Below are 15,008 nucleotides of genomic sequence, written 5' to 3'. Positions count from 1 at the left end.
CGTCCGGTCAAGCCGACCTCGGCTCATCCGTGGCGCAAACGCCTGCTGCCGGAAGGGACAACACGCGCGGCGGCGGGCATCGCCTAAACCGGACATTTCTACTATGGGAGAAAGAGGACATTTCTACTGTGGCTTGACATTGCGACTTCCTTTCATTGACTCCCTTCCATCGTTTTGTTAGCCTCAAGCCCCGCCGCGTCCCTGCCGATCTCTGACGTAGAGAAGCATGCGCCGGCAACCTACTAAGCGTTCCATTCCTGAAAGGAGTTCCGATGGCCAGTGCAGCCCTGTCCCCAGAGTCCCTCAATACCCTCCATAACAAGGCCACGCAACTCCGTATCGAAAGCGTCCGCGCCACATCTGAAGCGGCCAGCGGCCATCCATCGAGCTGCTGCTCCGCTGCCGACATCGTGGCGACACTCTTCTTCTCCGTGATGCGTTACGACCCAAAGAACCCCAAAGCCCCCAACAGTGATCGATTCGTCCTCTCAAAAGGACATGCCGCTCCCCTCCTCTACGCCGCCTGGGCCGAAGCAGGACTGTTCCCCAAAAGCGACCTTTTGAAGTTGCGGACATTGGCATCTGATCTTGAGGGTCACCCGACGCCGCGTCTGTCATTCGTGGACATGGCCACGGGGTCACTCGGACAAGGACTCCCTGTCGGCATCGGTATTGCGCTGAACGCGAAGTCCGTCGATAAGTATGACCACCGGACCTACGTCCTGCTCGGCGATGGCGAGTCCGTCGAAGGATCAAATTGGGAAGCGGCTGAAGTGGCCCGGCATCACGGCCTGGATAATCTTTGCGCCATCGTCGATGTGAACCGACTGGGGCAAAGCGATCCCACCATGTTGCAACATAATATGGAAGGCTATCGCGCGCGCTGGTCGGGATTCGGCTGGCACGCCATTGTCGTCAACGGCCATGACATCGCCGCGCTCGTTGCCGCCTTCGATGAGGCATCCCGCACAAAAGGGAAACCGACCGTCATCTTAGCCAAGACCTTCAAGGGACACGGGCTTTCCTTCATGGCAGACAGCCCCAGTTGGCATGGGAAACCGGTGCCCAAGGGAGAGGAAACCCAAAAGGCGATCGATGAATTGACCAGGCAGCTGAAACCCGGCAACGGAACCGTGCAGATCAACCGGCCTGCCGCCGCCACGCCGGCGCCGGCGACCAAATCCGCGCTTCCGCCTTCACCGTATAAAGTAGGCGAGGCCGCCGCGACCCGTGAAGCTTTTGGCGTCGCACTTGAGGCATTAGGCGGAGCAAACTCCGCCGTGGTCGGTCTCGATGCCGACGTCAAGAACTCCACCTACACGGACAAATTCGGCAAGAAGTTTCCGAATCGATTCTTCGAAAACTTCATCGCCGAACAGAACATGCTGGGCGCGGCCGCGGGCCTCGCCGCCTGCGGAAAAGTTCCCTTCGTCGCTACATTCGCTGCCTTCTTCACGCGCGCGTACGACTTCATCCGGATGGCGGCCATCAGCCAATCCAACATCAAGCTGGTCGGCACCCACGTGGGCGTCAGCATCGGCGAAGACGGTCCTTCGCAAATGGGGCTTGAGGATATTGCGATGATGGCGGCACAGCCAGGCGTCGTCGTCCTCTACCCTTCAGACGCCACTTGCACCTATCGTCTGGTCGAAGCCGCGGCCAACCACAAAGGGATGGTCTACATCCGTGCCGGACGCCCGAAATCCCCGGTACTCTATGGACCGGAAGAGACATTCCCGATCGGGGGATGCAAAGTCGTCCGCCAAAGCGCCGGCGATGTACTGACGATCGTGGCCGCCGGCGTGACATTATTTGAAGCCCTCAAAGCCTATGATCAATTGAAAGCCGCGGGCATCGCCGTGCGCGTCGTCGATCTCTACAGCATCGCTCCGATCGACCAAGCCACCCTCATCGCCAGCGCCCGCGCGACCCACGGCCGTCTCCTCACCGTCGAAGACCACTACGCGCACGGCGGACTCGGCGATGCCGTGTTGAGCGCGGTGAGTGCGGAAGGCGTGAAGGTCCATAAGCTCGCCGTCCGGACGATTCCCCACAGCGGCAAGCCGGATGAACTCGTCGATCATTTTGGCATCGGAGTGCGATCCATTGTCGAAGCGGCCAAGCAAATCATCAAGTAGTCGGTTGAGCTCATCCCCCGCGGATGAGCTCAACCATATCCCTCTGCTCAAGATTCTCTCCAGCGCAGACCGCCAACGCGTGCTTCAGGACTTGACCGAGCAGCACTACACCAAACGAGATGTCATTTTTCGTGAAGGCGATCCGACCGAATTCTTCCACATCGTGAAGGAAGGCACGGTCAAGTGCGTCAAATCGAGCCCGGAAGGGAAAGAGTGCACGCTGAAAATGCTGATGCCCGGCGATCTCTTTTGCTGCGACGCCGCCGCCTTTGAGGGAGCCCGCCATCCGGGGACCGCGCAACCGATGGGCGACGTCAGTATCTTGCGCATGAACAAGAAGTCCTACTTCGACATGCTGCGCCGCAATCCCGAGGCCGCCATTGAAGTCATTAAGCATCTCGGCAATCGCCTCAACGAAGCCCAGGAGAAAGCCAAGGTCCTGGCCCTCGACCGGGCCGACCAGCGACTGGCCTCGCTCCTGGTGGACCTGGCGACCAAGAACGGCGTGAAAGACCCGCAAGGCCTCAAGCTCCCGATGCGACTGACCCGCCAGGATATGGCCAACATGGTCGGCACGACGACCGAGACCGCCATTCGCATCATGAGTCGGTTCAAACGCGATCGACTCGTATCCGGAACGGCGACCCGCCTCATCATCCGCGATCTCGCCGGGCTCAAGGCCCTTGCCTCCGCCTGATTTCCCTAAGATCCTCCTTCCAGGTATATTTTCAAAACATGATGTACGTCATATTCTTTTGACTGCACACTCCGTATCCTCACACGCACACAGACGACGTCAGACCGCGCCCCTCACAACAGGGGCTGTCGGCACATCGCTGCAGGAGTTCGACCAACCATCCAGAGAGGAGTTTCACCATGATGAGAAAACAATCACACCAGGCCATGGCACTCGCAGGAGCCGCTGCCATTGCCCTCGCCGGATTGCTGGGACAACCGTCCTCCGCATCCGCAAAGACCCACGACATCCATATGACGGCCGTCGAATCCGACATCGTCATCGACGGCGGCGGAGAGAAGTACGCCGCCTGGACATTCAACGGCACCATGCCGGGCCCGGTCGTCCGCGTGACCGAAGGCGACACGATCAACTTCACGTTGACTAACCCCGCCACCAATAAGAATCCCCACGCCATGGACTTCCATGCGGCGGAGATCGACTTCCTGAAGAACTACAAGGCCATCAATGCCGGCGAGACGATCAGCTACACCTTCGTGGCCAAGAAACCCGGGATCTTCTTTTATCACTGCGGCGCGCCGCCCATGATTCAGCACGTCGCGCGTGGCATGTTCGGCGCCATCATTGTCGATCCGAAAGACGCATCGGTCTGGCCCAAGGCGGATCGGGAATATGTTCTGGTCCAGTCCGAATACTTCAAGAACCCCGGCGATGTGCAGGCCATGTTCGACCGCAAATTCGACGGCGTCATGTTCAACGGCGGTATCTTCAAGTATCATCCGTTCGTCACGGGCGGCGGCAAGCTGGACGCGAAGCCGGGCGAGCGCGTGCGCGTCTATTTCGTGAATGCCGGTCCGAATGAGTTCTCCTCATTCCACCCCATCGGTGAGATCTGGGACAATGTGTACGAAAGCGGGAATCCGGCCAACAAGCTGACAGGTGTACAGACCTATGTGGTGGGACCGGGCAGCGCAGCGACCTTCGATGTGGTGGTGGAGTCAGCCGGAGCCTACCCGCTGGTCACCCACTCCCTGACCGGCGCGCTCCGCGGCGCCATCGCCGTCCTCTTGGCATCCCCCGATGCCAAGCCCTCGACGAACCTGATGCCCATGGTGCCATGGGAGCTTCCGGCAAAAGCAAAGTAAGTTGAGAATCGGAAATCCGGCCGGCATAAAACCGGCCGGATTTCACATCCAGAGGCTTCATTCCATGACACACCCTTTCTTCACCCCCATTATCAGCGGAATACTCCTGGTGAGTGGGGTTTCGCCTATTCAGGCAGAAGGCCCCTATGATAGGGTGGCGTTGATGCTGATGGGTGAAGCGTGTTTGTCGGTTCGTTCTCAGCTCGTCTCGACTCTTTCGAAGCAAACTGGGGTCCAACAGGTCGACCCCGATCTCGTTCCGAACCATGTACTCATCGACTATGCGCGCCAACAACTGTCTGAAGCCGAACTCGTCACCATGGCCAATGCCGTTCTCGCCGGGGCCCAATGCCGGGCGGAAATCATGAAGTCCTGCATCACTGCAGGGCCGCCCGTTCAGGGTATCGATCCGCCCGGACCGTCCGATGGACAGGCCCATACTCACTAACAGACATGCCATGTCGATCAAGAATCGCGGATCTGGGTTGCGCGGATCGGTTTGTCGGCTCTATCTCTGCGCACTCACGCTGACGCTCCTCGGTCCCTTTCCGGCCCTGGCACAAGAAGCACTGTTCGAAATTCTGCCCATACGGCCGTTCAACTTCGATGTCGCTTTGCGGCAACAATCTTTCGCACCGAATGACCGGGAAGTCACGCTGCAGGCCGGCGTGACCGCAGTACGATATGGCGATGGAGAACTACGGACCGGGTATCAGTATTTCAGCATCCGCACTACCGACTTCCGGACCGATCAGCATGCAGTGTTTCTCAACCCGCGCTGGAACAACATACTCGACCTGCTAGATTTCCCGGCCTCCATGCCGATCAGCCGCCTTCTCAAGCATGTGTTCTTCGGTCCCCTCGAAGACCGTGCGGTGCCCTACGTGGGCGCATTGATCGGCACGGTCATCTCGGGACAAGGACGGACCTCGCCCGGTCTATTGTACGGCGGACAAGCCGGTGTGCGTTTTCCTGTGGCGCGGGGAATTTCACTCGACCTGAGCCTGCAATTCACACAGTATGATGTCAATTTCCTCGGGGAAGCGGGGCAAACACAGCAATGGCTTTTTCTAACCGGATTCCGGTATTGAGCCCATTCCGACACAGCCAACGGCAGGACGCAGGGTGCGCCTCACCCTGCTCGCCGCTCATCGCCGCCGTCCGGCGTCGGTGGAAACCAATACGGCCCACTATCGCCCTACTGCTCTTCCTCCCGCTGTTGCCAGGCTGCGGTTTGCTCTTCGATGCCATCCACCAGATCTACCCGGTGACGACCAACGAGCTGGATCGAATCTGCCGGCGGCAGCAAGTCCAGGTCGGGATGGCGGTGGAACCCTTTCGACCGTTCGTATTTCCCGCCGTCTGGACCGACGAAGGCGCCCGGGTGACCGGGCTCGATGCCGAACTAGTGCGGGCGGTAAGCGATGCGCTCACGATCCATTGCGGCGCACCCGTGGTTCCGGCCTTGCACCTGATTCGTTTCCGAGATTTATTTCTGCTCTTGAACGAAGGACAACTGGACTTCTTCGTCTCCGCCGTGGCAGCCGGAACGCCTTCGCCGGGCCGGGCCGGATTCGCCTATTCCACTCCGTACTTTTCACAGGGAGGCATCGGCGCGATCGCCACCAGGCCGGGAGTCATCGAGCAGATCCAGCGGCGGCTCAAAACCGACGAGGGGGGAACAGCGCGAGAACGGCTTTTGGAGGGCCTCACCATCGCCGTGCAAGACAATACGTCCGCACATCTGTATGCCGAAGCCAGGATGAATGCGGCCAGAGTGCTCGTGTGCGATTCGCTCCCCGCAGCCTTCGAACATGCCGCCGCCGGCCTGTCGCCGCCGATCGATGTGATCATCGGGGCACACCCGGTTCTGGACTTCATGGTCAAGACCACGCGTCGAGACTGGCGTCTTCTGGCGCGAGACGATCACACACCGCTACGGTTCACGCAAGCCGATTATGCCGTCGTGATGGCGGAAGAAAGTTACACCTTGCGGTGGTTCATCAACGACGTCATTTTTCAGCTCCACGAATCAGGACGACTGGAACAAATGCGGCGCCGATGGATCGAGGACGCATATGCCTATCCACGACGGGCATCGACGGAAGGGCTCCCGTTCGACGTGCAAAAGATGCCGGCTCACTATGCCCAGGGAGCCTGCCGGGTATCGTCGCCACACTGACCGAGACAAAGGAGATCGTATGGTCCACCGCCCATGGCTCTCACTCATCACCCTGGCAATCGTCGTTGGAATCGCGCCCGTTCAGGCTTCCCCGCCTGAGCAGCTCCGCGCTGAGGCGGAAGAGACCGCGCGGCTCCTGGCAAAACTGCTCCAAGCCGGCCGCCTGGTGATCGAACAGAATCAGGCCCTGATCGACGATGTCCACAAAGGAGACAAAGGCTTTACCCCGGAAGTGTTTGAACGGCAGATGTACGAGGTCTTTCGACAACGGACCGGGATCGACCTGAGCGCGCCTGCAGCAAAAACGTCGTTGGCCGTGCCGCCTCTCGCGCGCACGCTCCTGCCGGCCTTGATCGAAGCCGGCAAAGAGGTCGTCCGCGACGCGCAGGTCGTCATCAACCAGCGCGGAATCGGCTACAAGAATTTCATTCCTGCCACGTTCGGCAGCCAAGCGGCGGCGCGCTTTTCCAAACGGTCCCAAGTCCAACTGAAACAAACGGCGATCCAACCGCGCAATCCCAAGAATGAGCCGGATGAATACGAATCGTCCGTCCTCCGCTGGTTGTCCGGACGACCGAATGGCGAAGCCTATGTCAGCGAATTGACCGAATCGGGTGGAAGCTTACGGGTCATGATGCCGATCTATTACCAGCGCGAATGCCTCGCCTGCCACGGCGCCCCAAAAGGAGAATGGGATATTTCAGGCTACCCCAAAGAGGGTGCCCAGGAGGGAGAACTGGCCGGCGCCATCAGTGTCAAAATCCCTCTGCGAACCGAGTGAACGCGCCCGCAGCTCTTCACCATGGATCTCTCCCGCATGCTGCCGAACAAAGAAGCGGTGCGCTCGCCGCTTGCTCCTACGGATTCGGCGCGACGAACACGAGCACCTTCAAGCGCTGATCCGTGTGATTCTTTACTCCGTGCTCTTCTCCAGCCGGCGCGATCGTCCCTTGCCCAGGCCCCAGCACCTGCTTCTCTGAACCAACCTGAAAAGTCCCCTGCCCCTCGAGAACGAGATAGACCTTGTCTTGCTCACCATGGATATGGCCCTTCTGTTCCTGCCCCGGCTCAAAACAGTAGACATCGCAGAAGAACCGCTCCGTCTGAAACATATTGTTCTTCTTCATCTTCTCTTGGCTAAACTGCTGATACTCCGATAGATTAACGACCTTCATAATACTGCGATCCTCCTGATCTAAGAATGACGGACGGACTGATTGATGCGCCTGACGATCGAATCGACCGGGATCAAATGACGCGCAAGACCTAACTCCTTGGCAGGTATCCCCATCGCCAGACCAAGGAGCTGGGGCAAGTGGAGAATGGGAAGATTGAGCTGTGCATTCACCGCCTGCCCCGCGCGATCCTGATAGATATCCAGGCTCAGATGACAGAGCGGGCAGGGCGTTACCATACAGTCGGCCCCTTGCTCCTTGGCTTCTTTCATATTGGCTCCGGACATCGCCATCGCCACCGCTTCCTTTTCAAGAATGATCGGGAACCCGCAGCACTTGGTGCGCCCGGCATAGGCAACCGCCTCCCCGCCCAATGCACGAATCACCTGCTCGAGAGACGACGGGTTTTCCGGATCGTCAAAACCGAGATCCCAGGAGGGCCGGAGAATATAACAGCCATAGAACGGCGCAATGCGCAGCCCCTGCAAAGATGTCACGACCTGCGCGCCAAGCTGGCGCAGCCCGATCTCGCGCACGATAATCCACAGCAGATGCTTGATCTGAATCGTCCCGCGATAGGCGATGCCGTCCGGCTCCAACACACGATTGATTCGATCGAGTAATCCCGGCTCGCTCTTCAATCGCTTGTTCGCCGCCGCCATGACGCCCTGACACGTCCCGCAAATGGTCATGATATCGAGACCCAGGCGTTCGGCCTGAGCGAAGTTCCGCGCGTTCAACGCCAAGGCGACATCCGGCTCCGCCTCCGTCACCACCCCGGCCCCGCAGCAAGACGACGCCGCAAGCTCGACCACGTCAATGCCAAGCCGGCCGACGATCGCCATCGTCGATTGATACAGTTCCGGCGTCGCGCCTTTCGCCGCACAGCCGGGGTATAGCGCAAACCTCAATGCCATCGCAGATCCATGTCGATCCTTACTGCAGCTTCGAGCGCAGCCGTTGAAACGACTGATTCATCTCTTCGATCGCAGAATGCACGCCCGCCCTCATTTCGTTCCATTTTGCATCGGTGGCCGATTTGAGTCCATCGAGCTGTTGCTTGACGGCCTCCTTCTTCACCTCCAGCTCATGAATCGACTTCTGCAATTCCGTCCTGGCCGAGGCCGAGGCCTTGTCGGCCCTTCCCTGTAGCGCCGCCATCTGCTGCTGGATCGACTCGAGTTCTTCCTGAGCCTTCCGCTGAAAGGCCTCTTTCTGTTGAGCCGTATACTGGGCCGTCGCCTCAATCGTCTCACGAGCTTCTTTGGCAATCGTGCCGGGCGTCACCGGCTTTTCCCCTGCTTCCACACCCACTGAGATGAGTCCGCACCATAGACCCAACAAACCGATAATCCATCGGCATTTCATAGACCTATCTCCCTTGCTCGTCCGAATGAACGCGAATCTCGCCGACAGTATAGTCAGGCCTCCGTGAACTTGTCACGCCGGGCGCCCTCTCGCTCAACTTTTCCGAGGAACCAACCGACAAAGACACGTCACAAGCTCACACCGTCGACAAACAACAGGAGCGCCAGAACACCAATGGCCCCCGATACTCAAATCTCTGCCGCCACCGAAAAGCTGGAACAGGCTCTGGTTAAGAAACTCGAGGCAGGAGAAGTCGAACTCCCGCTCTTGCCTCAAGTGGCCAGCCAAGTCATGGCCCTGGCCGCCGACGCGACGGCCGATGCCGCCAAGCTGTCATCGCTGATCCATCAAGATCAAGCCTTGGCCGCCCACGTCCTGCGCATTGCCAATTCGCCGGCCTATATGCCGCGCAGCCCGGTCGTCTCGCTCCAGCACGCCGTGGCCATGCTCGGCATCAACCTGCTTTCTGAAATTGCCTTTACGGCCTCGTTGAAGAACGGGGCATTCCAAGTTCCAGGCCACGAAGATCACGTGAAGCTGCTCTGGCGGCACTCACTGGCCAGCGGCGCCTTCGGCAAAGAGGTCGCCCGCATGCGGCGGGTAAATGTCGAAACCGCGTACCTCTGTGGACTCTTGCACGGAATCGGCAAGCCGGTCGTCCTTCGAACCGTGGCGAATCTTGCCAAAGACCTCAAACTCTCGGCCGATAGGGCCGTGATGCAACAGCTACTCGACGGCTACCACACCCGTGTCGGCACCTTGATTGCCGACAAATGGGGGCTGCCCAAGCAAGTGGCCGAAGCCATTGCGTGCTACCAGGAATATGATCACGCCACCTCCTTCAGGCAAGACTGCCTGCTCACCTGCGTCGCAGACCGTCTGGCGACACACCTCCTGGAACCGGAGACGCTCCCCGAAGAAGAATTGCGCGAGCATCCGGTCTTCGCCGATCTCAACCTCTACCCCAACGATATCGACCAGCTGCTGGCCGGTAAAGAGAAGGCGTTGGCCTTGGTCAATGCAATGAACCTATGAGCGCACCAATAGCCTTCGACATTGTCATCATCGGAGCCGGCCCCGCCGGGCAAAAAGCCGCCATTCAAGGCGCGAAATCCGGCAAGCGCGTGGCGCTGCTGGAGCGCGAACGGGGTATCGGCGGCAGCTGCGTCTACCGCGGCACCATTCCCAGCAAGACCTTGCGGGAGAGCGCCCTGCACCTCGACCGCCTGCGCCGAGCCAGCGCGGCGTTTGAATTCAGCTTGAAGCCGGACGCGGAAATCTCGTCGCTGCTCAGCCGCCTGGAAGAAGTCGTCCAGACGCACGATACCTATATGAGCAAACAACTGCGGCGGAACGGCATCTCGCTGTTTCACGGCCGCGCGCGTTTTCTCAATGACCGAACCATAGAAATGCAAACCGTGGACGGCGCCCGTCAACACTTTACGGCCGACCATTTCGTCATCGCCACCGGTTCCCGCCCGCGCAATCCTCAAGAGATCCCCGTCGATCATGAACATATCCTCGACAGCGACTCCCTCTTGTCGATGATCTACCTCCCGCGGTCTCTGGCGATTATTGGCGGAGGCGTCATCGGGTGCGAGTACGCCTCGATCTTCGCCCTCCTCGGCGTTGAAGTGACGCTGATCGACCGCGCCAAAGCGCCGCTGCAATTCATGGATCAAGAACTCGTGGCGCAATTCGTCGCCAGCTTTGAGCAGCACGGCGGTCACTACCTCGGCGGACAATCGATCCAAAGCGTGCAATGGGATGGCGCCACCCATGTGGTAACGCTACTTGGCGATGGCCAGATCATCAAGAGCGAGAAAATGCTCGTGGCGCTGGGCAGACAGGCGAATGTGGAAGACCTCAACCTGGGCGCCGCCGGGCTTGAAGTGAATGGGAAGGGCAGCCTCTCGGTGAACCAATTCTGCCAGACGACCGCGCCTCACATCTACGCCGTCGGCGACATGGTCGGCGCCCCGGCCCTCGCGTCGAAGGCCATGGAGCAGGGCCGCCGCGCCGTGCGCCACGCCCTCAACCTGCCGATCGGCGACGCCGCGTCGACCATTCCTATTGGTGTCTACACGATTCCGGAAATGGCGAGCATCGGCCTGGATGAAAAGATGGCCGGCGAACGCTATCGCAATCCTCTCGTCGGTCGGGCCAAGTTCGAAGAAGTCGCCCGCGCGCAAATCTCCGGCGCCGGTCATGGCCTCCTGAAAATGATCGCCGACCCCAACGGCGAACGGTTGCTGGGCATCCAGGTGGTCGGAGAGTCCGCCACGGAACTGGTGCACATTGGCCAGATGGCCCTGCAGCAAGGCGCGTTGGTCGAATCGTTTATCGACAACGTCTTCAACTTCCCCACCTACGCCGAAGCCTATCGCGTCGCTGCATTGGATATCCTCGGCCAGGTCGCCAAACGCCAGACAGCGGCGGCGGCCTAGAGCCCACTCCCCAACCAGACGCCCAACGCGTTTTAGCACCAGCCGGCTTCCCCAGCTGAGGCGCCGCCAGCGGCGCACAAGAAAAGGCCCCCCGGCATATTCTCTCTTCCTGGTTCCATTCTACTCAGGTCTATCGCCTCACGGTGTATTCACGCCGTTCACAGAGTTTGACGCCCCTCCTGCGTTTGGCTATCCTGCCACGGCCATGGAAATCGATGCCATTCGAACCGCCATACAGAACGGCAACTTTTTTGTTACGGACCATGCCTTAACCGAGGGATTCAAAGATGGGATCAGCGTGGCCGACATGCTCGACGTGATCCGAACAGGGGCCATCATTGAGCGATATCCGGAGCGGCAACGATGCCTGATTTATGGGCGCAACGCGGATGCGATTCCGGTTCACGTTGTGGTAGACTTCAGCGCGCGGAGGGCCGTGGACATTGTCACCACGTACATTCCTCAACGAGACCAATGGATAAAAGGCCAAGTTCGAAAAAAGCAAAAGCGCTAGGGAGAAAGGCGTGTCCCGAGTGCGGGACAGCCATGCGCCGAGGCAGAACCTCGCTGCACTTTGAACGCGGTGGATTCTATGCCGACGTTGAGAACGTCACAGCCATGCTGTGCGAACGGTGTGGAACGAGAAGCGTCCCCGGTCAGACGGCCCTCAAGATCAGTGACGCCGTTGAACGGCTGTTCCGTGCCGGCAAAGATCTCGATATGACCGGCATCTCGTTTCACAAACTCGCCAGCTAAGCGTCCTGCTCAGCTTCAGTATCCGTACCCCCTATCATGTCGGTCACAGTGAGACGGAGGTCTTGAAATCACACCTCGGCCAGCTCTGCCTGTTTCAACCGTCGGCTCACAGTGGCCGGGTGCATGCCTGCATGCTCCGCGCGGAGGGATGGAAAGGGGTCGAGATAAGTGCCCCCTTTTGTTTTCGCCGCTGGCAGACATTTTCAGCATCCTGCTAGAGCCCACTCCCCAACCAGACGCCCAACGCGTTTTAGCACCAGCCGGCTTCCCCAGCTGAAGCACTGCCAGCGGCGCACAAGAAAAGACTCCCTGCACATGCTCTTTCCCCAGGATGTAGAACCCTGCACTCGACATAAGAAGGTCTGCTTTGGTATACATGTCCTATATATCCATGAGGTCTCAGATGGCGCAACCCAGCATACAAGTCCCTGTGTTAATGAGCCTTGCTCAAAAGCGACGCCTTGCCCGCAAGGCCAAAGCGGCAAACCTGACGATGGGCGAACTGCTTCGCCGGGGCGGAGAGCGGTTTTCCCCTGCAGAAGATGACGTCATGTTGGACCAATTTGCCAAACAGGTGACGCGGGCCACTCAACGGGCGATCCAATCCATCGATAAGACATTGGCGCTGGTTGCGCAGTCGGAAACCCGCATCCACGCGCTGACGAAATCTCGAAGGAAGCACTAAGCATGGGGCTCACAGAACGAGTCTGGGATGCGTTTGCCAGAACGATTCAGCTGGCAGACAAAGTCGAGCAGCTCACCGCAACCGTCGCCAAACAACAAAACCATATCGAAGATCTCACCGGCCGTGTCATCCGGCTCGAGACCGCTCTTGAAATCGCACTCGGCGGCAGACGGACCAAGAAACTATCCGGACCATCCTCGTAGCAACGAATTGATCCCTTGTCAGCGCTCCGTCGTTGCGTTTCCGCGGTCACCTGCCTTTCGCCAATGTATCCTGGCAAGACGTGACCCTGTCTTTTCAAATTTGATCCCGGACGCGCTTGCAGCACACGATGCGGCGGCGGGAGGCGGCTTGCTCAACTTGCCTGGCGCGGATGTCGGACATGCGGTCGGCGAATTCTTTTTGCAGGAGGAGTGGTAGAAGCAGTACCGGGATGGCGCGTAAAAAATGACTCCCGGTACATTTCCCTCTTCCGGGGATGCGGCGTCCACCATTCCCATCGGGGTCTATACGATTCCTGAAATGGCCAGTATCGGCCTGGATGAAAAGATGGCCAACGAGCGATTTCGGAATCCTCTCGTCGGTCGGGCCAAGTTCGAGGAAGTCGCCCGCGCACAAATCTCCGGAGCCGGTCACGGGCTTCTGAAAATGATCGCCGATCCGAACGGCGAACGATTGCTGGGCATCCAGATCGTCGGAGATTCCGCCACGGAACTGGTGCACATTGGCCAGATGGCCCTGCAGCAAGGCGCGTTGATCGAATCGTTTATCGATAACGTCTTCAACTTCCCTACCTACGCTGAAGCCTATCGCGTCGCCGCGTTGGATATCCTCGGCCAGGTCGCCAAACGCCAGACCGCAGCAGCGGCATAGAGCCCACTCCCCGAACCAGACACGCAACGCGTTCTAGCACCAACCGCCCCCCCCCCAGCTCAGGCACTGCCAGCGGCGCACAAGAAAAGACTCTCGGTACCTTTTCATTTCTCTCGCGCGGGGAACACTAACACTGTTGATTTTGGATCTTTCAACACTGCGGTTCATCCCCACTCGCGCGGGGAACACCTGCCAAAACTGGCGGCGGGGTCAACGTATTGCGGTTCATCCCCACTCGCGCGGGGAACACCACCGGCGGCGGGGCCGCAATTAACGACATGACGGTTCATCCCCACTCGCGCGGGGAACACTTTTTACCGCGAGCCGCCAAGCCGGTTACAGACGGTTCATCCCCACTCGCGCGGGGAACACAACTCCATCGCGTACGCCTGCCCGGTCGCGTACGGTTCATCCCCACTCGCGCGGGGAACACGACGGCAACGACGGTTTCCCCGAGGCCACAGGCGGTTCATCCCCACTCGCGCGGGGAACACTCCGCCGAACAGCGCTTCGCTCGGCGACTTGGCGGTTCATCCCCACTCGCGCGGGGAACACTTCTCCCATCGTTCCCAAGTTTCGCCACTTCACGGTTCATCCCCACTCGCGCGGGGAACACTCCATTCACACCTGTAAATCGTACATCCACATCGGTTCATCCCCACTCGCGCGGGGAACACCAATCGAAATACGTTCCGAGCTACCCCAGCCCCGGTTCATCCCCACTCGCGCGGGGAACACGATTTCCCTGGCGGATCGTAGCAGGAGTGGCGCGGTTCATCCCCACTCGCGCGGGGAACACGATCGCTGGACGCCATAGCTCGCCACGAGAAACGGTTCATCCCCACTCGCGCGGGGAACACAACGTCGATACAGCCGATGCATGTCTAGATGACGGTTCATCCCCACTCGCGCGGGGAACACTGTAAGAGCGCGACCGGCTCGGCGCGCGTGTACGGTTCATCCCCACTCGCGCGGGGAACACTCGTCCGATGCACTGAGTACGCAAACCACGATCGGTTCATCCCCACTCGCGCGGGGAACACGCGTCCAACCCGGCCAGTTCACGGAACTCGTTCGGTTCATCCCCACTCGCGCGGGGAACACTTTCGCATGAATACCGTGATCGTGGCGATGGGCGGTTCATCCCCACTCGCGCGGGGAACACATGACCTGATCGGCATCGATCTTGTCTAAGACCGGTTCATCCCCACTCGCGCGGGGAACACGTCACCACGCTCCTGACAGGGGGCGTGTGGATCGGTTCATCCCCACTCGCGCGGGGAACACTCCGGCGTCCCCGCAAACGGCATCCCCGCCATCGGTTCATCCCCACTCGCGCGGGGAACACCTTCGCGCCTATCGCATCGCAGGCTACAATCGCGGTTCATCCCCACTCGCGCGGGGAACACGTACCAGAGACGCCTCGCGTTGCTCAGTTCAACGGTTCATCCCCACTCGCGCGGGGAACACTTTAAGACCGGCTCAATCCCGTTCTTCTCGGCCGGTTCATCCCCACTCGCGCGGGGAACACTTCGTGAACAC

At 59.6% G+C, this 15,008-nt stretch carries 17 protein-coding genes and 1 CRISPR repeat array; of the genes, 14 read left to right on the top strand and 3 right to left on the bottom strand.

Annotated features, from left to right (window positions below; all coding sequences use genetic code 11):
* Window positions 1-272 precede the first annotated feature (272 nt).
* The 7 genes from Q8N04_06840 to Q8N04_06810 all read left to right on the top strand — a co-directional run bounded on the left by Q8N04_06840 (window position 273) and on the right by Q8N04_06810 (window position 6,943).
* Window positions 273-2,138, top strand: a complete 1,866-nt coding sequence (locus tag Q8N04_06840) for a transketolase (GenBank protein MDP3090377.1) — start codon at window positions 273-275, stop codon at window positions 2,136-2,138.
* Window positions 2,139-2,142: 4 nt separating this feature from the next.
* A complete protein-coding gene (locus Q8N04_06835) occupies window positions 2,143-2,835 on the top strand; it encodes a Crp/Fnr family transcriptional regulator (GenBank protein ID MDP3090376.1) in 693 nt (230 codons plus the stop codon).
* Between the two features lie 179 nt (window positions 2,836-3,014).
* A complete protein-coding gene (locus tag Q8N04_06830; GenBank protein MDP3090375.1) occupies window positions 3,015-3,980 on the top strand; it encodes a multicopper oxidase domain-containing protein in 966 nt (321 codons plus the stop codon).
* 64 nt (window positions 3,981-4,044) lie between these two features.
* A complete protein-coding gene (locus Q8N04_06825; GenBank protein ID MDP3090374.1) occupies window positions 4,045-4,428 on the top strand; it encodes a hypothetical protein in 384 nt (127 codons plus the stop codon).
* A gap of 10 nt (window positions 4,429-4,438) precedes the next feature.
* Entirely contained in the window at window positions 4,439-5,071 is a 633-nt protein-coding gene (locus tag Q8N04_06820; GenBank protein MDP3090373.1) for a hypothetical protein, read from the top strand.
* Window positions 5,068-6,162 carry a transporter substrate-binding domain-containing protein gene (locus tag Q8N04_06815; protein ID MDP3090372.1) on the top strand — a complete coding sequence of 365 codons (1,095 nt, stop codon included), beginning with the start codon at window positions 5,068-5,070 and terminating at the stop codon, window positions 6,160-6,162. The genes Q8N04_06820 and Q8N04_06815 overlap by 4 nt, the downstream gene beginning before the upstream one ends.
* Window positions 6,163-6,181: 19 nt before the next feature.
* On the top strand, window positions 6,182-6,943 hold the full coding sequence (locus Q8N04_06810) for a DUF3365 domain-containing protein (protein MDP3090371.1): 762 nt from the start codon (window positions 6,182-6,184) through the stop codon (window positions 6,941-6,943).
* 76 nt (window positions 6,944-7,019) lie between these two features.
* On the opposite strand, the gene Q8N04_06805 is transcribed toward Q8N04_06810, so the two are convergent.
* From Q8N04_06805 to Q8N04_06795, 3 genes are read right to left on the bottom strand one after another with little or no spacing between them, the layout of a single operon-like run.
* Window positions 7,020-7,337 carry a cupin domain-containing protein gene (locus tag Q8N04_06805; protein ID MDP3090370.1) on the bottom strand — a complete coding sequence of 106 codons (318 nt, stop codon included), beginning with the start codon at window positions 7,335-7,337 and terminating at the stop codon, window positions 7,020-7,022.
* A 20-nt stretch (window positions 7,338-7,357) separates the two neighbouring features.
* Entirely contained in the window at window positions 7,358-8,254 is an 897-nt protein-coding gene (locus tag Q8N04_06800; GenBank protein ID MDP3090369.1) for a CoB--CoM heterodisulfide reductase iron-sulfur subunit B family protein, read from the bottom strand.
* 19 nt (window positions 8,255-8,273) lie between these two features.
* Window positions 8,274-8,705: a hypothetical protein gene (locus tag Q8N04_06795; protein MDP3090368.1), complete on the bottom strand. Its 432-nt coding sequence runs from the start codon at window positions 8,703-8,705 to the stop codon at window positions 8,274-8,276.
* Window positions 8,706-8,879: 174 nt separating this feature from the next.
* Here Q8N04_06795 and Q8N04_06790 point away from each other — a divergent pair, with 174 nt between their 5' ends.
* From Q8N04_06790 to Q8N04_06760, 7 genes are all read left to right on the top strand, one after another.
* Window positions 8,880-9,740, top strand: a complete 861-nt coding sequence (locus Q8N04_06790) for an HDOD domain-containing protein (GenBank protein ID MDP3090367.1) — start codon at window positions 8,880-8,882, stop codon at window positions 9,738-9,740.
* Complete coding sequence (gene sthA, locus Q8N04_06785) at window positions 9,737-11,152, top strand: Si-specific NAD(P)(+) transhydrogenase (GenBank protein MDP3090366.1); 1,416 nt, start codon at window positions 9,737-9,739, stop codon at window positions 11,150-11,152. Before Q8N04_06790 ends, sthA begins: the two co-directional genes overlap by 4 nt.
* A gap of 205 nt (window positions 11,153-11,357) precedes the next feature.
* Window positions 11,358-11,666: a DUF4258 domain-containing protein gene (locus tag Q8N04_06780; protein ID MDP3090365.1), complete on the top strand. Its 309-nt coding sequence runs from the start codon at window positions 11,358-11,360 to the stop codon at window positions 11,664-11,666.
* Window positions 11,627-11,908, top strand: coding sequence for a YgiT-type zinc finger protein (locus Q8N04_06775; protein ID MDP3090364.1), 282 nt, complete (start codon window positions 11,627-11,629; stop codon window positions 11,906-11,908). Before Q8N04_06780 ends, Q8N04_06775 begins: the two co-directional genes overlap by 40 nt.
* A 403-nt stretch (window positions 11,909-12,311) precedes the next feature.
* Window positions 12,312-12,593 carry a hypothetical protein gene (locus Q8N04_06770; protein ID MDP3090363.1) on the top strand — a complete coding sequence of 94 codons (282 nt, stop codon included), beginning with the start codon at window positions 12,312-12,314 and terminating at the stop codon, window positions 12,591-12,593.
* A gap of 2 nt (window positions 12,594-12,595) precedes the next feature.
* Window positions 12,596-12,796 carry a hypothetical protein gene (locus tag Q8N04_06765; GenBank protein MDP3090362.1) on the top strand — a complete coding sequence of 67 codons (201 nt, stop codon included), beginning with the start codon at window positions 12,596-12,598 and terminating at the stop codon, window positions 12,794-12,796.
* 244 nt (window positions 12,797-13,040) lie between these two features.
* A complete protein-coding gene (locus tag Q8N04_06760) occupies window positions 13,041-13,466 on the top strand; it encodes a hypothetical protein (protein MDP3090361.1) in 426 nt (141 codons plus the stop codon).
* 99 nt (window positions 13,467-13,565) lie between these two features.
* A CRISPR array of direct repeats spans window positions 13,566-14,997; the repeat unit is 29 nt; unit sequence CGGTTCATCCCCACTCGCGCGGGGAACAC.
* Window positions 14,998-15,008: the final 11 nt, after the last annotated feature.

The sequence above is a fragment of the Nitrospira sp. genome (assembly GCA_030692565.1).
Taxonomy (GTDB): Bacteria; Nitrospirota; Nitrospiria; order Nitrospirales; family Nitrospiraceae; genus Nitrospira_D.
This window is presented reverse-complemented; position numbering and strand designations above follow the sequence as displayed.

What these genes read in the sequence shown, in the direction of transcription:
- Q8N04_06810 (MDP3090371.1), top strand. Translation starts at nt 6,182, where the DNA reads ATGGTCCACCGCCCATGGCTCTCACTCATCACCCTGGCAATCGTCGTT.
- Q8N04_06775 (MDP3090364.1), top strand. Translation starts at nt 11,627, where the DNA reads ATGGATAAAAGGCCAAGTTCGAAAAAAGCAAAAGCGCTAGGGAGAAAG.
- Q8N04_06795 (MDP3090368.1), bottom strand. Translation starts at nt 8,705, where the DNA reads ATGAAATGCCGATGGATTATCGGTTTGTTGGGTCTATGGTGCGGACTC.
- Q8N04_06800 (MDP3090369.1), bottom strand. Translation starts at nt 8,254, where the DNA reads ATGGCATTGAGGTTTGCGCTATACCCCGGCTGTGCGGCGAAAGGCGCG.
- Q8N04_06840 (MDP3090377.1), top strand. Translation starts at nt 273, where the DNA reads ATGGCCAGTGCAGCCCTGTCCCCAGAGTCCCTCAATACCCTCCATAAC.
- Q8N04_06790 (MDP3090367.1), top strand. Translation starts at nt 8,880, where the DNA reads ATGGCCCCCGATACTCAAATCTCTGCCGCCACCGAAAAGCTGGAACAG.
- sthA (MDP3090366.1), top strand. Translation starts at nt 9,737, where the DNA reads ATGAGCGCACCAATAGCCTTCGACATTGTCATCATCGGAGCCGGCCCC.
- Q8N04_06780 (MDP3090365.1), top strand. Translation starts at nt 11,358, where the DNA reads ATGGAAATCGATGCCATTCGAACCGCCATACAGAACGGCAACTTTTTT.
- Q8N04_06760 (MDP3090361.1), top strand. Translation starts at nt 13,041, where the DNA reads ATGACTCCCGGTACATTTCCCTCTTCCGGGGATGCGGCGTCCACCATT.
- Q8N04_06805 (MDP3090370.1), bottom strand. Translation starts at nt 7,337, where the DNA reads ATGAAGGTCGTTAATCTATCGGAGTATCAGCAGTTTAGCCAAGAGAAG.
- Q8N04_06825 (MDP3090374.1), top strand. Translation starts at nt 4,045, where the DNA reads ATGACACACCCTTTCTTCACCCCCATTATCAGCGGAATACTCCTGGTG.
- Q8N04_06770 (MDP3090363.1), top strand. Translation starts at nt 12,312, where the DNA reads ATGGCGCAACCCAGCATACAAGTCCCTGTGTTAATGAGCCTTGCTCAA.
- Q8N04_06830 (MDP3090375.1), top strand. Translation starts at nt 3,015, where the DNA reads ATGATGAGAAAACAATCACACCAGGCCATGGCACTCGCAGGAGCCGCT.
- Q8N04_06820 (MDP3090373.1), top strand. Translation starts at nt 4,439, where the DNA reads ATGTCGATCAAGAATCGCGGATCTGGGTTGCGCGGATCGGTTTGTCGG.
- Q8N04_06765 (MDP3090362.1), top strand. Translation starts at nt 12,596, where the DNA reads ATGGGGCTCACAGAACGAGTCTGGGATGCGTTTGCCAGAACGATTCAG.